Raw genomic sequence first — 17,245 nt, 5'->3', positions numbered from 1 at the left:
CGAAATCGTGATGCCGCGCGCCTTCTCTTCCGGCGCCGCGTCGATCGCGTCGTACGCCTTGAACTCGCCGCCGAAACGCTCCGCGCCCACCTTGGTCAGTGCTGCGGTCAGCGTGGTCTTGCCGTGGTCCACGTGGCCGATGGTGCCCACGTTCACGTGCGGCTTGGTGCGCTCGAATTTACCCTTGGCCATGACTCGCTTCTCGCTTGGTTTCTTTAGGTGGCTTGCTGCGTTTGACGTACTGCTTGGATGGTGCTCACGAAAGGAATCGAACCTTCGACCTCCTCCTTACCAAGGAGGTGCTCTACCGACTGAGCTACGTGAGCGTGAAACTTTTCTACCGCTGTAGATGGTGTCGCCTGGAGCAGAATCAATGGAGCGGGAGACGGGGATCGAACCCGCACCATCAGCTTGGAAGGCTGAGGTTCTACCATTGAACTACTCCCGCGCCGAAAACCGCTACAGCGTTGGAACTAACTGGTGGAGGGAGGTGGATTCGAACCACCGAAGGCGTAAGCCAGCAGATTTACAGTCTGCCCCCGTTGGCCGCTTGGGTATCCCTCCAAAAGAGCCCGCAATTCTGGCGCTCGAAACGGAGGAAGTCAACGTGTCCGGACACAAGTTTCGCAGATTTTTTTCCGGAGCGCGCGACTCGGCCCGTTCCGAGCCTCAAACGTTGAAACGGAAGTGCAGCACGTCGCCTTCCTGGACCCGGTATTCCTTGCCTTCCAGGCGCAGGCGGCCGGCGTCGCGGGCGCCGGCTTCGCCCTTGTACTTGATGAAATCGTCGTAGCCGATGGTCTCGGCGCGGATGAAGCCCTTCTCGAAGTCGGTATGGATCACCGCCGCAGCCTGCGGGGCGGTCGAGCCGGCCTTGACGGTCCAGGCCCGGACTTCCTTCACGCCGGCGGTGAAATAGGTCTGCAGGCCCAACAGGGCGTAGCCGGCGCGGATCAGGCGGTTCAGGCCCGGCTCGGCCAGGCCCAGATCGGCCAGGAAGGCGTCGCGGTCGGCGTCCTCGAGCTGGCTGAGCTCCTCCTCGATCGCGGCCGAGATCGGCACCACCTGGGCGCCCTCGCCGGCCGCGCGGGCGCGCACGGCGTCCAGATGCGGGTTGTTCTCGAAGCCGTCCTCGAGCACGTTGGCCACGTACATGACCGGCTTCAGGGTCAGCAGGAACAGGTCGCGGACCTGGGCCACGTCGTCCTCGGACAGGCCCAGCGCGCGCGCGGGCTGGCCGGCGTCGAGGCCGGCGCGGACCCGGCCCAGCACTTCGGCCCGGAGCTTGGCTTCCTTGTCGCCGGTCTTGGCGCTGCGCTCGGCACGCTGCAGGGCCTTTTCCACCGATTCCAGGTCGGCCAGGGCCAGCTCGGTATCGATGGTCTCGATATCGGCGATCGGGTCGACCTTGTTGTTGACGTGGATCACGTCCGGGTTCTCGAAGCAGCGCACCACGTGGGTGATCGCGTCGACCTCGCGGATGTGGGCCAGGAACTTGTTGCCCAGGCCCTGGCCGCTGGCCGCGCCGGCGACCAGGCCGGCGATGTCGACGAACTCGACCGCGGTCGGGATCAGCTTCTGCGGCTTGACGATCTCGGCCAGTGCGTTCAGGCGCGGATCCGGCACCGGCACCGCGCCCACGTTGGGCTCGATGGTGCAGAACGGGAAGTTGGCCGCGGCGATACCGGCCTTGGTCAGGGCGTTGAATAGGGTCGACTTGCCGACGTTAGGCAGGCCGACGATGCCGCATTTGATGCCCATGGCGTTCAATCCGGGATTCGTGATTCGGGATTAGGGATTCGCAACAGCCTGAGCTTGTACGAATCCCTAATCCCCAATCCCTAATCTCGGCTCGTATGTAGCCGCTTCATCGCCTCGTTGACGTCGCCCTGCACCGCCAGCGGCAGCACGTCGATGGCGTCGTCGATGGAGCGCAGGATCGAGGCCTCGTCGTCGCGGCCGGGACGTCCCAGCACCCACGGGGTGACCTTGTCCTTGTGGCCGGGATGGCCGATGCCCACGCGCAGGCGGTGGAACTTGCCGTGCCCGAGCAGCTTGATGGTGTCGCGCAAGCCGTTCTGGCCGCCGTGGCCGCCGTCGAACTTGAGCCGCGCGGTGCCCGCCGCCAGGTCCAGCTCGTCGTGCGCCAGCAGCGCCTCTTCGGGCTCGATCTTCCAGTAGCGCAGCGCCGCGGTCACGGACTTGCCGGACAGATTCATGAACGTGGCCGGCTTGAGCAGCCAGACCGGACGCCCGCCGATCTCAACCTTGGAGGTCTCGCCGAACAGCTTGGATTCCAGACCGAAGCGGCCGCCGAACTTCTCGTTCACGGCGTCCACAAACCAGAACCCGGCATTGTGCCGGGTCCGGGTGTATTCGGCGCCGGGATTGCCCAGGCCGACGATCAGGCGCAACCCCGCCATGGATCAGTACAGTCCGCGAACGCGAACCGGCGCGCCGGTCAGGGCGCGCCGGCAGGCGATCACTTCTTGTCTTCGTCCTTCTTGGCGACCTTGGCCGCCGGGACTTCGGCCGGAGCCTCGGCCGGCTCCTCGACTTCTTCCTTGCCGTGCTTGGCGATCACGATGGCGACATCGTGTTCCTTGCCCAGCTTCAGCTCGGGGATCTCGACGCCCTTGGGCAGCTTGATCTCGGACAGGTGGACGATATCGCCGACCGACAGCGCGGACAGGTCGATTTCCAGGAACTCCGGCAGGTCCTTCGGCAAGCAGCTGACTTCGACTTCGTTGAGCTCGTGGGTGACCACGACGTCGGCCGACTTGCCGGCCGGCGACTTGTCCTCGTTGAGGAAGTGCAGCGGCACGGCGACGCGGATCGCCTGGTTCTCATCCACGCGCTGGAAGTCCAGGTGCATGATGATCTGCTTGAACGGGTGGCGCTGCATATCGCGCAGCAGCACGCTCTCGGCCTTGCCGTCGACGTCCAGGGTCAGAATCGAGGAGTAGAACCACTCGTTCTGGCTGGCCAGCCAGACCTTCTCGTGGTCCAGCTGGACCGGCTGCGGAGCGGCCTTGCCGCCGTAGATGATGGCCGGGATGCTGGCGGCACGACGCAGGCGGCGGCTCGCACCCTTACCCTCGACGCTGCGGCCAGTGGCCTTGATGATGTGTTCGGACATTTTCGTTTACTCACATTTACTGCGTTGAACCGCCTCGCGGCGGTAAAGAACGCTCACCCGCGACCAGGTGAGCGGTGTTGCGTTCCCGGCCGGGGCCGGAAACGCGGATTTCGTCGGTCCGCTTTCGTCAATCCACGTACAGCGAACTCACCGACTCGCCGAAGGCGATGCGGCGGATGGTTTCGGCCAGCAGCTCGGCCACGCTGAGCTGGCGGATGCGGCCGCAGGCCCGGGCCGCGTCGGTGAGCGGGATGGTGTCGGTCACCACCAGCTCGTCCAGCTGCGAACGGGTCACGTTGTCGATCGCCGCGCCCGACAGCACCGGATGGGTGCAGTACGCGACCACCTTGGTCGCGCCCTGCGCCTTAAGCGCGGCCGCGGCCGCGCACAGGGTGCCGGCGGTGTCGACAATGTCGTCGACCAGCACGCAGGTCTTGCCCGCCACGTCGCCGATGATGTTCATCACCGTGGAGACGTTGGCGCGCGGACGGCGCTTGTCGATGATCGCCAGATCGGCGTCGTCGAGGCGCTTGGCGATCGCGCGGGCGCGGACCACGCCGCCCACGTCGGGAGACACCACCACCATGTTGTCGGTGCCGTGCGCGCGCCAGATATCGGCCAGCAGCAGCGGCGAGGCGTAGACGTTGTCGACCGGGATGTCGAAGAAGCCCTGGATCTGATCCGCATGCAGATCGACCGTGAGCACCCGGTCGGCGCCGACCGCGCCGAACATCTTGGCCGCGACCTTGGCCGTGATCGGCACGCGCGAGGAACGCATGCGGCGATCCTGGCGGGCGTAGCCGAAGTACGGCACCACCGCGGTCACGCTGGTCACCGATGCGCGCTTGAGCGCGTCGATCAGCACCAGCAGTTCCATGAAATTCTCGGCCGTAGGCGCGTTCGTCGGCTGAATGACGAACACCTCCTGGCGGCGCACGTTCTCTTCGATCTCGACCTGGACTTCGCCGTCGGAGAACCGACCGACCAGCGCCTTGCCGAGACGGATGCCGAGTTCCTTGCATACTGCCAAGGCGAGCGGGCGGTTGGCGTTGCCGCTGAATACCAGCAGGCTGCGATCGTTCTGCACTTTGTCTTCTCCGCTTCGCTCTGACCGTGGCGGGCGACGTCCATGTCCGATCCGGAGGTCTGGGCCGGATCGGGCCTATTCAAAAACCGTTGTTACTGGCAGGGGCGGTAGGATTCGAACCTACGGATGCCAGGATCAAAACCTGGTGCCTTGGGCCTCTTGGCGACGCCCCTGCATAAGGTGTGTTTCGAGTACGGCGTGCAACGGAGACCGTGCGACGCCGGCCGCCGTCCAGGCCCGAAGGCCGGAAGGCAGCGCCGCCAGCGCCGATTCGGCGGATTCGCGCGTGGCGAACTCGACGAAACAGCCGCTGCCGGAGCCGGTCAGACGCGGCGAACCGACTCGCGACAAGGCGACGAACGCGGCTTCCACAGCCGGCTCGCGCAGGCGCAGAACCGGCTCGAACGCATTCCCGAGCGGCATACCCGAAACGAAGTCCGATATTGTCGCGGCCGCGGCATCCCGCGTCAATTCAGCCGATTGGAATAAGGCCGCGGTCGGCGCGTGCACGCCGGGGTCGACCAGCAGGTACCAGGCCGGCGCCAGGGCGATCGGCGACAGCGCCTCGCCCACCCCTTCGGCCCAGGCGTTGTCGCCACGCACGAACACCGGCACGTCCGCGCCCAGCCTTAGGCCCAGCTCGGCCAGGCGATCCACGCCCACAGCGGTGCCCCAAAGCGCGTCCAGGGCCACCAGCACGGTGGCCGCGTCGGACGAACCGCCGCCGAAGCCGCCGCCGGCCGGGATGCGCTTTTCGATGATGATATCGACACCTTGAGCGACGTTAGTAGCTTCTTGCAGCAACTTCGCCGCACGGACGGTAAGGTCCTGATCTTCCGATACGCCCGCGACCGAGGCACCGTGACGCACGATGCGGCCGTCGTCGCGCACGCGCAGGCGAATCGAGTCCCCCCAATCCAGGAGACGGAACACGGTCTGCAGCAGGTGGTAGCCATCGGCGCGACGGCCGGTGATGCGCAGGAACAGGTTCAGCTTGGCCGGGGCGGGCCAGAGGGACCAGGGGTGTTCGTGGGGGGCGGACATGGCGGGCGCGGCGGATCGGGAGGCTGCGCGATCAATCGGAGGTCGTAAACGGAGCAACCGGATGCTCCCGTACCCACTCGCTGAGCGCGCGGTTATACGTCAGCGCGTAAGCCTGAGCCTGGCGCAGCAACCGCTCATAGTCAGGACCGACGATGACGTCGCCGGTTCCAAGCAGGATGCGACCGCCCTTAATACCGGGCTCATGGCCAGTCAGTCCGGGCGGTTCGCAGCTGTAGCCGCAGATACTGATCGAACCCCGATCGCCCCGCGCGACATTCGCGCGCATATCGGCGGCGGGATCGAACAAATTCACAGCCGCCAACGTTTTGCGTAGTTGAGTCGTCGCCGAATTGTCGATCGGCGCCCACGGCGCCTGCTCCGCGGTGGGCACCGAAGCCGGCCCCTCCCACTCGTCCACGATCAACTTCACCTTGGCCTGGCCACGGATCGCATCCACCCGCGACGGCAACGCAGGAGCATCGGTCGACGGCCAGCGGTAATCGATACTCCAGCCGCCTTGCTCGATTCGAGCCGGGCGGCCATCTGCGCCGTAACGCACGCTCGCCGGCCCCTGTCCTGTGGCGCGCAGGCCGCGCACCCAATCGCTCAGGGCCGCGACCGGGATTTCCCAGCCCGTGGCCTCGCGCAGCAGCGCGGCGGCGTCGGGGCCGCTGCGAGTACCGCCTTCCAAACCTTCCAGGCGCGCGCCGGCGATATCGCCGCTCAAACGCCAGCTCTGCCGGGTCACCGGGGCACTGAGCGCGACTTCGTAGCGATCGCCGTCCTGCCGCCATTCGATCCGCCCGGAGCCGCCGTTGCGGCCGTTGCTGAGCGCGATGCGGCCGCTCAGGGACCACCCGGTCTGAGCGCGCAATTCGCTCTCGCGCGCGGCCTGGGCGGCCTCGGCAGCGGCGGGAGCCAGCGGCGGCGGTGCCGGGCCGCGCACAGCCTGCCCCGCGCACGCGCTCAGCACTGCGGCCAGGGCCGCCACGGTCAGCGCGCGCGCCTTCATGCGCCGGTCTTTTCCAGCGCGCGCTTAAGAGCGCGATTCTCGGGATCCAGCTTGCGCGCCTGCTCGAAATACTTGCGTGCCTCGTCCTTCTTGCCGACCGCCCACAGCACCTCGCCCAGGTGCGAGGCGATCTCCGGATCCTTCTGCAGGGTCAGGGCGCGGCGCAGTTCCACCAGCGCTTCCTGATTCCGGCCCAGGCGATAGAGCACCCAGCCGTAGCTGTCGATGATGGCGGCGTTGTCGGGCTCGGCGGTGCGCGCGCGCTGGATCAGCTCCAACGCTTCCTGAAAGCGCGTGGTGCGGTCGGCCAGGGTGTAGCCCAGCGCGTTGAGCGCGGCCACGCTGTCCGGCTCGGCGACCAGGATGCGGCGGAAATCGGCCTCGGCGCGCGGGATGTCGTCGCGGCGCTCATAGCTCAGGGCGCGCGCGTACAGCACTTCCGGCTCATCCGGGAACGCGGCCAGGCCGCGCGCGAACGCGTCCAGCTCGCCGGCCTCGTTCTTGTCCTCGGCGCGCAGCGCGGCCTCCAGCAGGTAGGCGTCGCGGCGGGTGTCGTCCTCGGCCGAGGCGTCGGACTGCAGCGCGCGCAGGGCCGCGTAGGCCTCGTCGGCGCGCTTGAGTTCGTGCAGCACGTTGGCCGCGCGCAGCTTGGCGACCCAGCGCTGCGGGCCGCCGGGCACGCCGCGGTACCAATCCAGGGCCTCGTCGTTGCGCTCCAGGAATTCGGCGATCTGGCCCAGCAGCAGGCGCCGGCCCGGTTCCGGTTTGGCGGCGTTGCGGCGCAGTTCGTCGTAGAGCTTGGTGAGGGTGGGCTTGTCCTCGGCGCGCGCCATCAGCGAGGCGCGCAGGGCGTAGGTCTGGTCGTCCTGCGGGCCGCGGCCCAGGATCGCGGCGGCCGCCGGCAGGTCGCCGAGGGCGTCGTATTCCTGGGCGATCAGGCCGCGCATCTGCGGGTCGGTGTCGGCCTGAGCGGCGATCGACTCCAGCACCTTGCGGGCCTCGTCCTGCTTGCCGTCCTCGCGCAGCTGGCTGGCGCGCAGCAGGCTCACCCGCGGATTGCCGGGGAAACGCTCCACCACCTCGGCCACGATGCGCTCGGTCAGCTTGGGCTGGTCCAGGCGCTGGGCGTACAGGCCGAACGCGACCCAGGCCATCAGGTCCTTGGGCATCTGGCTGCCGTCGATCAGCTTTTCCAGCAGGCGCGCGGCCTGCTGCGGGTCCTTGGAGCCGGTCGAGAGCACGCCCAGCACGCGTCGCCAGCCGGTGTCGTCGGCCAGCATCAGGCGGTCCAGGTCGCGCAGGGCGGCGCGTTCGTCGCCGCCGCGCAGGGCCAGAATCGCCTGCGAGGCCAGCAAGGGCGCGCCCTCCCCGCCCAGCTCGCGCCACAGCGCCAGCGATTCGCCGGCCAGCTTGTCTTCCTTGGCCACGATCGCGATGTCGGTCGCGCGCGCGGCCAGTTCCTTGTCCTTGGCGGCGCGGGCGGCGGCGGCGTAGGCGGTCGCGGCCTCTTTGAGCTTGCCGGCCTGGAGCGCGAACTCGCCGGTCAGCAGCGGCTCCAGGGCCGCGCTGGTGGCGGCCGAGGCGTCGGCGGACACGGCCGCGGCCGGTTTGGCCGTGGGCGCCGCGAACACGGGGGCCAGCAGGACCGTCAGGACGGCGCCGGCGAGCAGGCTCAGCGCGCGCGCCGGGGCGCGGCGGCTTGAGACGGAGTGAATCGAACCCATCGAATCCATCGACATCGAACTCATCAGAATCCGTCGAAACCCACGGGGCCGGTAGAATGGCGGCCTTCAGCAGCCCGCAGCTTATCGCAAGCACCTGAACGGATGTCTCCCACTTCGCCCCGTCGACCGCCGTCGGCCCCTGTCCCTGGACGCCTCGCGTTCCGATGAGCTTGTTCGTCCTAGGCATCAACCACCAGACCGCGCCGGTCAGCCTGCGTGAGCGCGTCGCGTTCTCGGCGCAGGACGTGCCGGCGGCGCTGGACGCGCTGCGCGCGCTGCCGCAGGTGAGCGAGGTGGCGCTGCTGTCGACCTGCAATCGCACCGAGCTCTACGCGGTCGCCGACGACGACGGCCGCGCGCTGGCCGACTGGCTGGCCACCCATCCGGACGACATGGGCGATCTGCACGCCTACCTGTATCGCCATCGCGACGCCGAAGCCGTGCGCCATCTGTTCCGGGTCGCGACCGGCCTGGACTCGCTGGTGCTGGGCGAGCCGCAGATCCTCGGCCAGGTCAAGGACGCCTGGGCCACCGCGCGTAGCGCCGGCAGTCTGGGCAGCCAACTCGATCGTCTGTTCCAGCAGGCGTTCTCGACCGCCAAGCGCGCGCGCACCGACACCCGCATCGGCGCCAACCCGGTCTCGGTGGCCTCGGCCGCGGTGCGCCTGGCGCAGGAGTCCTTCGCCCGCCTGGAGGACTCGACCGTGCTGCTGATCGGCGCCGGCGAGACCATCGAGCTGGCCGCGCGCCATCTGGTACAGGCCAAGGCCAAGCGCCTGCTGATCGCCAACCGCACCCTCAGCCACGCCCAGGACCTGGCCACGCGCCACGGCGGCGTGGCCCTGCCCTTGTCGGAACTCGACCGCCACCTCGGCGAAGCCGACATCGTACTGTCGGCCACCGCCAGCCGCGAACCGATCCTGCGCCGGCCGCAGGTCGCCGCCGCGCTGGCCACGCGCAAGCATCGGCCGATGCTGCTGCTGGACCTGGCGGTGCCGCGCGACATCGCGCCCGACGTGGCCGAGCTCAAGGACACCTTCCTGTACACCGTCGACGATCTGGAACGCGCGATCGAAGACAACCGGCGCAGCCGCCGCGAAGCCGCGACCGAGGCCGAGGCCATCGTCGACCTGCAGGTCGCGCGCTTCGTCGAAACCCTGGCCGCGAGCACCCGCACCGCCCCGCTCAAGCGCCTGCGCGCGCACGGCGAGGCCGCGCGCGCGGAAGTGCTGGCCAAGGCGCGCCAGCAGCTCGAGGCCGGACAGGACCCGGCCGAGGTGCTGAACTTCCTCGCCCACACCCTGACCAACCGCCTGCTGCACGCGCCCACCATCGCCCTGCGCGAAGCGGCGCTGAGCGGCAACGCCGAACTCGCGCGCGCCGCCGACAAGCTGTTCCCCGAGCAGCCGGGCGATGCCGCATCGGATGCGGATTCGGACCGCGAAGCCTAGCGACGCCCCTACGCGTCGCCCGCTTTTGCCAATCCCGAATCCCGTCTCCCGAATCCCGGCTCTTATGACCCCTACCCTGCGCCGCAAGCTGGAAGCCCTCGCCGAACGTCGCGAGGAGCTGGAGCGCCTGCTCGCCGATCCATCCGTGATCGGCGATACCGACCGCTTCCGCAAGCTGTCGCGCGAGTTCTCGCAGTTGGAGCCGGTGGCGACCGCGCTGGCCGCGGAAAGCCGCGCCAAGGCCGACCTGGCCGCGGCCGAGGCCATGCGCGCCGACCCGGAACTGCGCGAACTGGCGGAAGAAGAGATCGCCGCCGCGCGCGAACGCCTGCTGAGCCTGGACGCGGAACTGCTCGCGCACCTGATCCCCAAGGATCCGCGCGACGAGGGCGACCTGTATCTGGAAGTGCGCGCCGGCACCGGCGGCGACGAGGCCGCGATTTTCGCCGGCGATCTGTTCCGCATGTACGCGCGCTACGCCGAGCGCCAGGGCTGGAAGGTCGAGATCGAATCCTCCAGCGCGGGCGAGCACGGCGGCTACAAGGAAATCATTGCCCGCGTCGAAGGCCGCGGCGCCTACTCGCGCCTGAAGTTCGAGTCCGGCACCCACCGCGTGCAGCGCGTGCCCGAGACCGAATCGCAGGGCCGCATCCACACCTCGGCGGCGACGGTGGCGATCATTCCGGTCGAGCCCGAGGGCGAGCCGATCGAGATCAATCCCGCCGATCTGCGCATCGATACCTTCCGCTCCTCCGGCGCCGGCGGCCAGCACGTCAACAAGACCGATTCGGCGATCCGCATCACCCACGCGCCCAGCGGGATCGTGGTCGAAAGCCAGACCGAACGCAGTCAGCACGCCAACCGCGACAAGGCGATGAAGCGCTTGAAGGCGATGTTGGCCGAAGCGCAGATCGCCAAGGCTGCGGCCGCGCAGGCCGAGACCCGCAAGCTCCAGGTCGGCAGCGGCGACCGCAGCCAGCGCATCCGCACCTACAACTTCCCGCAGGGCCGCATCACCGATCACCGCGTCGAAGGCCTGACCCTGTACGACCTGCCCAACGTGATCGCCGGCGAGCTGGACGCGCTGGTCGCGCGCTTGATGCAGGAGCATCAGGCCGACGAATTGGCGCGGTTGACCGACGACTGATCGCTGCCGGCTGCCTGTGGCAGCGGCGTGAGCCGCGATCGCGGGGCGGCCATTGGCGGCGCAGGCTGCGCAGTATCTCGATCGCGGCTCACGCGGCTCCCACAGAATGCAGGTGGGTGGGCTATCGCCGCACACGTGGGCCGGCGCCATAATCGGGCCACGCCCCCTCTACCAATAGTACCGCCCATGCCCGTCACCGTCCGCCGCGCCTACCTCGACGATCTCGACGCCCTGGCGCCGCTGTTCGACCGCTATCGGCACTTCTACACCCAGCGCTACGACGAAGCCGTCTCGCGCGCCTTCATCGCCCAGCGCCTGCAGCGCGAGGAGTCGGTGGTGTTCCTGGCCGAACTCGACGGCGCGCCGGCCGGTTTCACCCAGCTCTATCCCAGCTTTTCCTCGGTGCGCGCCGCGCGCGTCTGGGTGCTCAACGATCTGTTCGTGGAAGCCGATGCGCGCCGTCGCGGCGTCGCCCAGGCGCTGCTGAACGCCGCCGCCGAGTTCGCGCGCACCGATGGCGCGGTCCGGCTGGAGCTGGAGACCGATCCCGACAACGCGACCGCGCAGGCCCTGTACGACGCCAGCGGTTGGCACCGCTACGACGGCACCCTGCGCTACCACCTGCCGCTGAGCGCGGCCTGACCCGGCCATTGCCTTGAACGATCCGCGCGTCGAGCTGCGCCTGGCCCTGCAGCGCAATCCAAGCGACGCGATCGCCTGGATCGTGCTGGCCGAACACGAACTCGACGCCGGCGACGCCAACGCGGGCGCGAACGCCGCGCAGCGCGCACTCGACTTGCGCCCGGGCCACCCCGAAGCGCTGGCGCGTCTGGGTCGCGCGCAATGGATGCTGGGCCGGCGCGAGGACGCGGTGGCCTACCTGCGCGAGGCCGCGCGCAACGCGCCCGACCACCCCGGCATCGCGGTCTGGCTGGGGCATGCGCTGGAAGACACCGGCGAAGCCGAAGCCGCTTCGCAAGCCTATGCGCGCGCGCATGTGCTCGCCCCCGACGAACCGCAGCTGGCGGCCTATCTGCTGGCCTGGCGGCGCCGGCTCTGCGATTGGCGCGATCTGGACGCGCTGTCGCGCCAGGTGCGCGACGCGGTCGCGGCCGGACGCGCGGCGGTGGAACCCTTCGCCTTCCTCAGCGAGGACGCCGACGCCGCCGAGCAACTGCGCTGCGCGCGTTTGCGCGCGAGCGAGATCGCACGCGCCGTGCGGCCCTTGCCCGCGGTGGCCGCGCGCGCCGACGACGGCGCGCCGGTGCGGGTGGGCTTCCTGTCCAACGGTTTCGGCGCGCACCCGACCGGCCTGCTCACGGTCGCCCTGTTCGAGGCCCTGCGCGCGCAGACCGCGCTACAGACCCATCTGTTCGCGCTCACCGCGGACGACGGCGGCCCAGTGCGGCAGCGCCTGCACGCCGCCGCGCACGCGCTGCACGATGTTTCGCAACGTCCGCACGCGCAGGTCGCCGCGGCGATCCGCGGCGCCGGCATCGAAGTGTTGTTCGACCTGCGCGGCTGGGGCGGCGGCGGCGTGCCCGAAGCCTTGGCGCTGCGGCCGGCGCCGGTGCAGGTGAACTGGCTGGCCTACCCCGGCAGCTCGGGCGCGCCGTGGATCGACTACGTGCTGGCCGACCGCTACGCCCTGCCCGACTGGATGGCGCCGCATTACAGCGAAGCCGTGGCCTGGCTGCCGCGCTGTTTCCAGCCCTCCGACACCGCGCGCGCGCTCCTAGCGCCGCCGTCGCGCGCCGACTGCGGCCTGCCCGAGACCGGCACGGTGTTCGCCTGCTTCAACAACAGTTACAAGCTCAACCCGCGCAGCATGGCGCGCGCGCTGGCGGTGCTGCGCGCGCTGCCGGGTAGCGTGCTGTGGCTGCTGTCGGGCCCGGGCGAGGCCGACGCGCGCCTGCGCGCGTACGCACAGACGCAGGACGTCGCGCCGCAGCGGCTGGTGTTCATGCCCAAGCAGCCGCACGCGGAGTATCTGGCGCGCCTGCGCCATGCCGACCTGTTCCTGGACACCGAGCCCTACAACGCCCACACCACCGCCTCCGACGCGCTGTGGGCGGGTTGCCCGGTGCTGACCCGGCCCGGCGTGACCTTCGCCGCGCGCGTGGCCGGCAGCCTCAACCATCACCTCGGCCTGGCGTCGCTGAACGTCGACAGCGACGAGGCCTTCGTCGCGCGCGCGGTCGCGCTGGGCCGCGACCCGGCGGCGCTGGCCGCGCTGCGTGCCGAGCTTGCGCAGCGGCGCGCCGACAGCGGGCTGTTCGACATGAACGCCTACGCCGCCGACTTCGCCGCCGCGGTGGTGGCGATGGCGCAGCGGCATCGGCAGGGCTTGGCGCCGGCGGCGTTTTCGGTGTGCGGGTAAGGCGTAAAGCAAATCCCCCCTAGCCCCCCTTTTTCAAAGGGGGGAACCAACGAGCGTCGGTCGCCCCTGCTTATCTTCCCCCTTTGCAAAAGGGGGATTGAGGGGGATTTGCTTTTGCGACCTCACGTCCCCCACAAATGGCCCATCGGGATTTGCTTTTTTTCAGCCCCCAGCCCAGGCTGCGCGCCATGACCGCAGAACGCGATTTCATCCCCTTGCGACTGTGCGTGCTGACCGTGTCGGACTCGCGCACCCTGGCCGAAGACAGCTCCGGCGACTACCTGGCGCAAGCGCTGAGCGAGGCCGGGCACCGCCTGAGCGAACGCCAGCTGCTGCCCGACGACCGCTACCGATTGCGCGCCGCGGTGTCGCAGTGGATCGCCGACCGCGACGTCGACGGCGTGCTGGTCACCGGCGGCACCGGCTTCACCGGCCGCGACTCCACGCCCGAGGCGCTGCTGCCCCTGCTGGACAAGGAAATGCCCGGTTTCGGCGAACTGTTCCGCGCGCTGAGCTTCGAGGAGATCGGCACCTCGACCCTGCAGTCGCGCGCGTTCGCCGGCTTGGCCAACGGCACCTTCGTGTTCTGCCTGCCCGGCTCGACCTCGGCCTGCCGCACCGCCTGGGACAAGATCATCCGCGCCCAACTCGACGCCCGCACCCGGCCCTGCAACCTGGCCACGCTGCGCCCCCGTTTGCTCGAACCCGCTCACAAGGAGTGATCGCCATGCCGCTTGGTACCACCTTGCGACTGCTCGCCAAGGCCCGCGGTATGAACGCCGCCGACATCGCCACCGCCATTCCGCGCGCCGGCGTGGCCACCGTCAGCGCCTGGCTGCAGGGCGAGAAGCTGCCCGGCAAGGACCAGCTCGATGCGCTCGCGCGTACCTTCGGCGTCCCCGCCGGCGCGCTGCTGTCGGAGCTGGCCAGCACCTTCGACCCGGCCCGCACCCAGGGCGAACACGATCTGCTGGCCGCCTACCGCGCGCTCAACACCACCCAGCAGGGCGCCTTGCTGGAAGTGGCCACCGCGATGGCCGGCACCAAGCGCAGCCGCGCCCCGCGCGCGCCGGCCAAGAAGGCCAAGCGATGAGCAAGCTCAAGCGCAAGGACTACGAAGCCCAGCTCGAAGCGCTGCAACTGGACCTGGCCGACGTCGCCCGCTGGGTCCAGCACAGCGGCCGCCGCGTGGTGATTCTGTTCGAAGGCCGCGACACCGCCGGCAAGGGCGGCGCGATCAACGCCATCACCGAATACCTCAATCCGCGCCAGTGCCACGTGGTCGCCCTGCCCAAGCCCAACGACCGCGAAAGCACCCAGTGGTATTTCCAGCGCTACGTGCCGCACCTGCCCGCGGCCGGCGAGATCGTGCTGTTCGACCGCAGCTGGTACAACCGCGCCGGTGTCGAGCAGGTCATGGGCTTCGCCAAGCCCGAGCAGGTCGCCGCCTTCCTCAAGCAGGCGCCGGCGTTCGAGAAGCTGCTCACCGACGACGGCATCGTGCTGTTCAAATACTGGCTGTGCTGCGACCAGGCCGAGCAGGAAGAGCGCTTCGCCGAACGCCTGGCCGACCCGCTCAAACGCTGGAAGCTGTCGCCTATCGACGTCGAGGCGCGCAAGCATTACGACGACTACACCCGCGCACGCGAAGCCATGCTGGCCGCCACCCACAGCAAGCACGCGCCCTGGACCCTGGTCGACTTCAACGATCAGCGCCAGGGCCGGCTGACCCTGATCCGCGATCTGCTGTCGCGCGCGCCGGAGCACAAGCTGCCCGAAAGCACGCTGGAATTCCCGCCGCTGCCGGGCAAGCCGAAGAAGGAGCGCTACGGGGCGCTCAAGCCGATCGCGAACAAGAAGAAATAAGGGTGCGCGGTCGTTCGGAATGACGATCGCGGCTTACGCCGCTCCCACAGAAAGCTCGAGGCGGCGTCTGTGGGAGCGGCGTAAGCCGCGATCGCTTTACCGAAGAACCCGCCCTGGCGTTCACCGCAGCGCCTACCCCGCCTGAGAACGCCGATACGGTTGGAACAGCTGCAGCAGCCACGGCTTCTGCGCCAGCACCAGGCTCACGCCGACGCGCTCCTGGGCGCTCAAGGCCGCGTCGCGCGCCAGCAGCGCGTCGAACTCGCGCGCGACCTCGCCCAGGCGCTGCTTGAGCTGGCGGATGCCGGCGATGCTGAGGCTGCCGCTGAGCAGCAGCAGCACGTCCTGCTCGCCGTCGAAGGGGTCGGCGAAAAAGTCGCCGAGCAGGTTCAAGCGGAAGTACCGCTCCATCGGGCCGTCGGCGCGCCAGCGGAAATTGCGCGAGGTCAGCGGACGGCCGCGGTTGCCCGGCATCAGCTCGATGATGCCCAGCCGGTCCAGACGCACCAGCAGCCGGGTCCACTGCGCGTCGTCGAACAGGAAGTGTTCCTGCACGTCCGATTGCTTCCAGCGGTTCAAGGTCAGAAACAGCGCCAGCAACAGCGCCGGCTCGTCGACCAGGGCCTGCTCCTGCGCCTCGCTGAGCTCGGCCATGACCTTGCGCCCACGCGCGGCCTCGGCGCTGAGATCGGCCAGGCCGACGTCGAGCACGTCGCAGATCTGCTCCAGCCGCTCCAGGCTCATTGCGCGCTTGGAGAACATGCGTTTGACCGCCGCCTCGCTGAGCTTGAGGCGGGTCGCGAGATCGCGATAGGTGAGGTCCTGCGCGCGCAGGAAGCGCTTGAGGGCGTCGACGAGTTCTAGGGACAGGGCCATGGGTATAAAAATACGCTACCCGACGGCGCTGCGGGAGCCACCTCGCCGATACCCGTTGAAATCGGCGTGGGCGCGTTCCAGCGTGGCCCCAGGCCCAGACGAGCAAACACGATGCGCAGGTCCGCTCCACACCGGTTCGCAGCCCGCGGGTGTTTCCCCCTCGTCTTGGCCGTTTCGGCCGCGATCGGTCTGCTGGCAGGGATGCCGGCGTTTGCGGCCGCGCAGTCCGACGGCGCCAGCCGCCAGTCCGAGGCCAGCCTGGCCGCGTCGGTGGAGGTGCCGGCCGCGGTTTCGCTGGCCTTGTCGGAAGGCGCCAAGTTCGCGGTCGCCGGCATTGGCGCCAGCGCCCAGGGCGTGGCGGTCACGGTCTCGGCCGTGGGCATCGGCGCCTCCTTCGTGGTCTATGTGTCGGCGCAGGCGGCCAAGGAACTGGGCCTGCGCGTCGGTCAGGCCGTGCAGGTCAGCGCGCTCGCCACCGGCTGGCTGATCAGCGCGGCCGGCCAGGCCTTGTGCTTCGTGCCGAACGAACGCACGCGCCCCCTGCTGCACAGCCGCCGCATCGGCTGAACGAGGTCTCGCGCGTGCGCACCGGATTACTGTCGGGCTGGAGCGCCTACGTCCTGGCCATCGCACTGACGCTGGCGCTCGCCGCCGCGCCGCGCGCCGAGGCCGGCACACGCTGCGATGCACAGACGGTGTCGGCGGACAAGGTGGCCGCGGCCGCGGCCACCGCCTTGCGCGTAGCCGAGGCTTTGGACGAACGCGATGCGCCGGTGGCCCTGATCGCGCGCGTCGGCACCGATCTGTCGGCGCAAGGGCTGGTCTACAGCCACGTCGGCTTCGTCGTGCGCGATCACCCGAACGGGCGCTGGACCGCGGTCCATCTGCTCAACGAATGCGGCAGCGATCGCTCGCACCTCTATGCCCAGGGCCTGGTGAATTTCTTCAGCGACGATCTGGTCAACCAGGACGCGCGCATCGTCTGGCTGCAAGCCGCGCAGGCGCAGCGCCTGGCCGCGCACCTGCGCGCGCTGCCGCGGCGCAGCCTGCATCAGCCGCATTACAGCCTGATCGCACGTCCCGGCAGCGGCGACTATCAGAATTCCACAGCCTGGGTGCTGGAACTGCTGGCGGCGAACGCGCCGGATGGCATCGCCATCGACGATCGCCGCGCGGCCTACGCCTGGGCGCAACGCGACGGCTTCCGCCCAGACCGCATCCACATCCCCTATTCCAAACGCGTGCTAGGCGGTCTGTTCTCGGCCAACGCCGCCTTCACCGACCACCCGGTCGGCACGCGATTGTCGGGCGAGTATCCGGTGGTGACGGTGCGCTCGATCTTCGACTATCTGCAGCGGCGCGGATATGCGAGCGAGCAGCGCGAGTGGCGCAATGGGCAGTTGATGCCCGCGCCTGGGCCGGTTTGAGTCGGCAAGCAGACGAACCGCGCAGCTGGAACCGCGTGAGTCGCATGCTTTCGCCGTCATTCCCGCGAAGGCGGAGCCGGTTTTCGCGGGAA

The 17,245-nt window shown here is 69.2% G+C and carries 18 protein-coding genes and 4 tRNA genes; 9 read left to right on the top strand and 13 right to left on the bottom strand.

Going from position 1 to position 17,245, the window contains the following annotated elements; translation table 11 throughout:
• The 12 genes from ASE35_RS19550 to ASE35_RS19495 form a co-directional block, all read right to left on the bottom strand.
• Positions 1-192, bottom strand: a 192-nt coding sequence (locus tag ASE35_RS19550) for a GTP-binding protein (RefSeq protein ID WP_057164844.1), incomplete at its 3' end; no start/stop codon positions are given.
• A 58-nt stretch (positions 193-250) separates the two neighbouring features.
• A tRNA-Thr gene (locus tag ASE35_RS19545) sits at positions 251-326 on the bottom strand.
• Positions 327-374: 48 nt separating this feature from the next.
• Positions 375-448: transfer RNA gene (locus ASE35_RS19540), tRNA-Gly, on the bottom strand.
• Between the two features lie 30 nt (positions 449-478).
• Positions 479-564 (bottom strand) — tRNA-Tyr (locus tag ASE35_RS19535).
• Between the two features lie 105 nt (positions 565-669).
• Positions 670-1,761: a redox-regulated ATPase YchF gene (ychF, locus tag ASE35_RS19530; RefSeq protein WP_056183241.1), complete on the bottom strand. Its 1,092-nt coding sequence runs from the start codon at positions 1,759-1,761 to the stop codon at positions 670-672.
• Positions 1,762-1,841: 80 nt separating this feature from the next.
• A complete protein-coding gene (gene pth / locus ASE35_RS19525; RefSeq protein WP_056183245.1) occupies positions 1,842-2,423 on the bottom strand; it encodes an aminoacyl-tRNA hydrolase in 582 nt (193 codons plus the stop codon).
• Between the two features lie 59 nt (positions 2,424-2,482).
• Positions 2,483-3,139, bottom strand: a complete 657-nt coding sequence (locus ASE35_RS19520; protein WP_057164843.1) for a 50S ribosomal protein L25/general stress protein Ctc — start codon at positions 3,137-3,139, stop codon at positions 2,483-2,485.
• 127 nt (positions 3,140-3,266) lie between these two features.
• On the bottom strand, positions 3,267-4,226 hold the full coding sequence (locus ASE35_RS19515; RefSeq protein ID WP_056183252.1) for a ribose-phosphate diphosphokinase: 960 nt from the start codon (positions 4,224-4,226) through the stop codon (positions 3,267-3,269).
• A 96-nt stretch (positions 4,227-4,322) separates the two neighbouring features.
• Positions 4,323-4,399: transfer RNA gene (locus ASE35_RS19510), tRNA-Gln, on the bottom strand.
• Positions 4,362-5,270, bottom strand: coding sequence for a 4-(cytidine 5'-diphospho)-2-C-methyl-D-erythritol kinase (ispE, locus tag ASE35_RS19505; RefSeq protein ID WP_057164860.1), 909 nt, complete (start codon positions 5,268-5,270; stop codon positions 4,362-4,364). The genes ASE35_RS19510 and ispE overlap by 38 nt, the downstream gene beginning before the upstream one ends.
• A 31-nt stretch (positions 5,271-5,301) precedes the next feature.
• Positions 5,302-6,282 carry a lipoprotein insertase outer membrane protein LolB gene (gene lolB, locus ASE35_RS20865; protein ID WP_082611387.1) on the bottom strand — a complete coding sequence of 327 codons (981 nt, stop codon included), beginning with the start codon at positions 6,280-6,282 and terminating at the stop codon, positions 5,302-5,304.
• Positions 6,279-8,006, bottom strand: a complete 1,728-nt coding sequence (locus ASE35_RS19495; protein WP_057164859.1) for a tetratricopeptide repeat protein — start codon at positions 8,004-8,006, stop codon at positions 6,279-6,281. The genes lolB and ASE35_RS19495 overlap by 4 nt, the downstream gene beginning before the upstream one ends.
• Positions 8,007-8,170: 164 nt before the next feature.
• On the opposite strand from ASE35_RS19495, the gene hemA reads away from it, so the two are divergent.
• The 7 genes from hemA to ppk2 all read left to right on the top strand — a co-directional run bounded on the left by hemA (position 8,171) and on the right by ppk2 (position 14,850).
• The gene (hemA, locus tag ASE35_RS19490; protein WP_057164842.1) at positions 8,171-9,457 is read left to right on the top strand and encodes a glutamyl-tRNA reductase; all 1,287 of its coding nucleotides are present in this window, start codon (positions 8,171-8,173) and stop codon (positions 9,455-9,457) included.
• Positions 9,458-9,521: 64 nt separating this feature from the next.
• The gene (gene prfA / locus ASE35_RS19485) at positions 9,522-10,604 is read left to right on the top strand and encodes a peptide chain release factor 1 (RefSeq protein WP_056183258.1); all 1,083 of its coding nucleotides are present in this window, start codon (positions 9,522-9,524) and stop codon (positions 10,602-10,604) included.
• Between the two features lie 186 nt (positions 10,605-10,790).
• Positions 10,791-11,246 carry a GNAT family N-acetyltransferase gene (locus ASE35_RS19480; RefSeq protein WP_056183261.1) on the top strand — a complete coding sequence of 152 codons (456 nt, stop codon included), beginning with the start codon at positions 10,791-10,793 and terminating at the stop codon, positions 11,244-11,246.
• Between the two features lie 7 nt (positions 11,247-11,253).
• The gene (locus tag ASE35_RS19475) at positions 11,254-12,984 is read left to right on the top strand and encodes a tetratricopeptide repeat protein (protein ID WP_057164841.1); all 1,731 of its coding nucleotides are present in this window, start codon (positions 11,254-11,256) and stop codon (positions 12,982-12,984) included.
• Between the two features lie 188 nt (positions 12,985-13,172).
• Positions 13,173-13,706: a molybdenum cofactor biosynthesis protein B gene (gene moaB, locus ASE35_RS19470; protein WP_057164840.1), complete on the top strand. Its 534-nt coding sequence runs from the start codon at positions 13,173-13,175 to the stop codon at positions 13,704-13,706.
• Positions 13,707-13,711: 5 nt separating this feature from the next.
• Positions 13,712-14,077: a helix-turn-helix domain-containing protein gene (locus ASE35_RS19465; protein ID WP_057164839.1), complete on the top strand. Its 366-nt coding sequence runs from the start codon at positions 13,712-13,714 to the stop codon at positions 14,075-14,077.
• Complete coding sequence (ppk2, locus tag ASE35_RS19460) at positions 14,074-14,850, top strand: polyphosphate kinase 2 (protein WP_056183275.1); 777 nt, start codon at positions 14,074-14,076, stop codon at positions 14,848-14,850. The genes ASE35_RS19465 and ppk2 overlap by 4 nt, the downstream gene beginning before the upstream one ends.
• Before the next feature lie 132 nt (positions 14,851-14,982).
• Here ppk2 and ASE35_RS19455 read toward each other — a convergent pair whose 3' ends face one another.
• Positions 14,983-15,726 carry a helix-turn-helix transcriptional regulator gene (locus ASE35_RS19455; RefSeq protein WP_056183278.1) on the bottom strand — a complete coding sequence of 248 codons (744 nt, stop codon included), beginning with the start codon at positions 15,724-15,726 and terminating at the stop codon, positions 14,983-14,985.
• A gap of 165 nt (positions 15,727-15,891) precedes the next feature.
• Here ASE35_RS19455 and ASE35_RS21575 point away from each other — a divergent pair, with 165 nt between their 5' ends.
• Together ASE35_RS21575 and ASE35_RS19445 are read left to right on the top strand one after the other, a co-directional pair.
• A complete protein-coding gene (locus ASE35_RS21575; RefSeq protein WP_057164838.1) occupies positions 15,892-16,293 on the top strand; it encodes a hypothetical protein in 402 nt (133 codons plus the stop codon).
• 14 nt (positions 16,294-16,307) lie between these two features.
• On the top strand, positions 16,308-17,153 hold the full coding sequence (locus tag ASE35_RS19445) for a DUF2145 domain-containing protein (RefSeq protein WP_057164837.1): 846 nt from the start codon (positions 16,308-16,310) through the stop codon (positions 17,151-17,153).
• Positions 17,154-17,245 lie beyond the last annotated feature (92 nt).

It is taken from the genome of Lysobacter sp. Root916 (assembly GCF_001429785.1).
Classification (GTDB): domain Bacteria; phylum Pseudomonadota; class Gammaproteobacteria; order Xanthomonadales; family Xanthomonadaceae; genus Lysobacter.
Note: the sequence above shows the minus strand (reverse complement) of the source record. Positions and strands in the feature narration are given on the sequence as shown.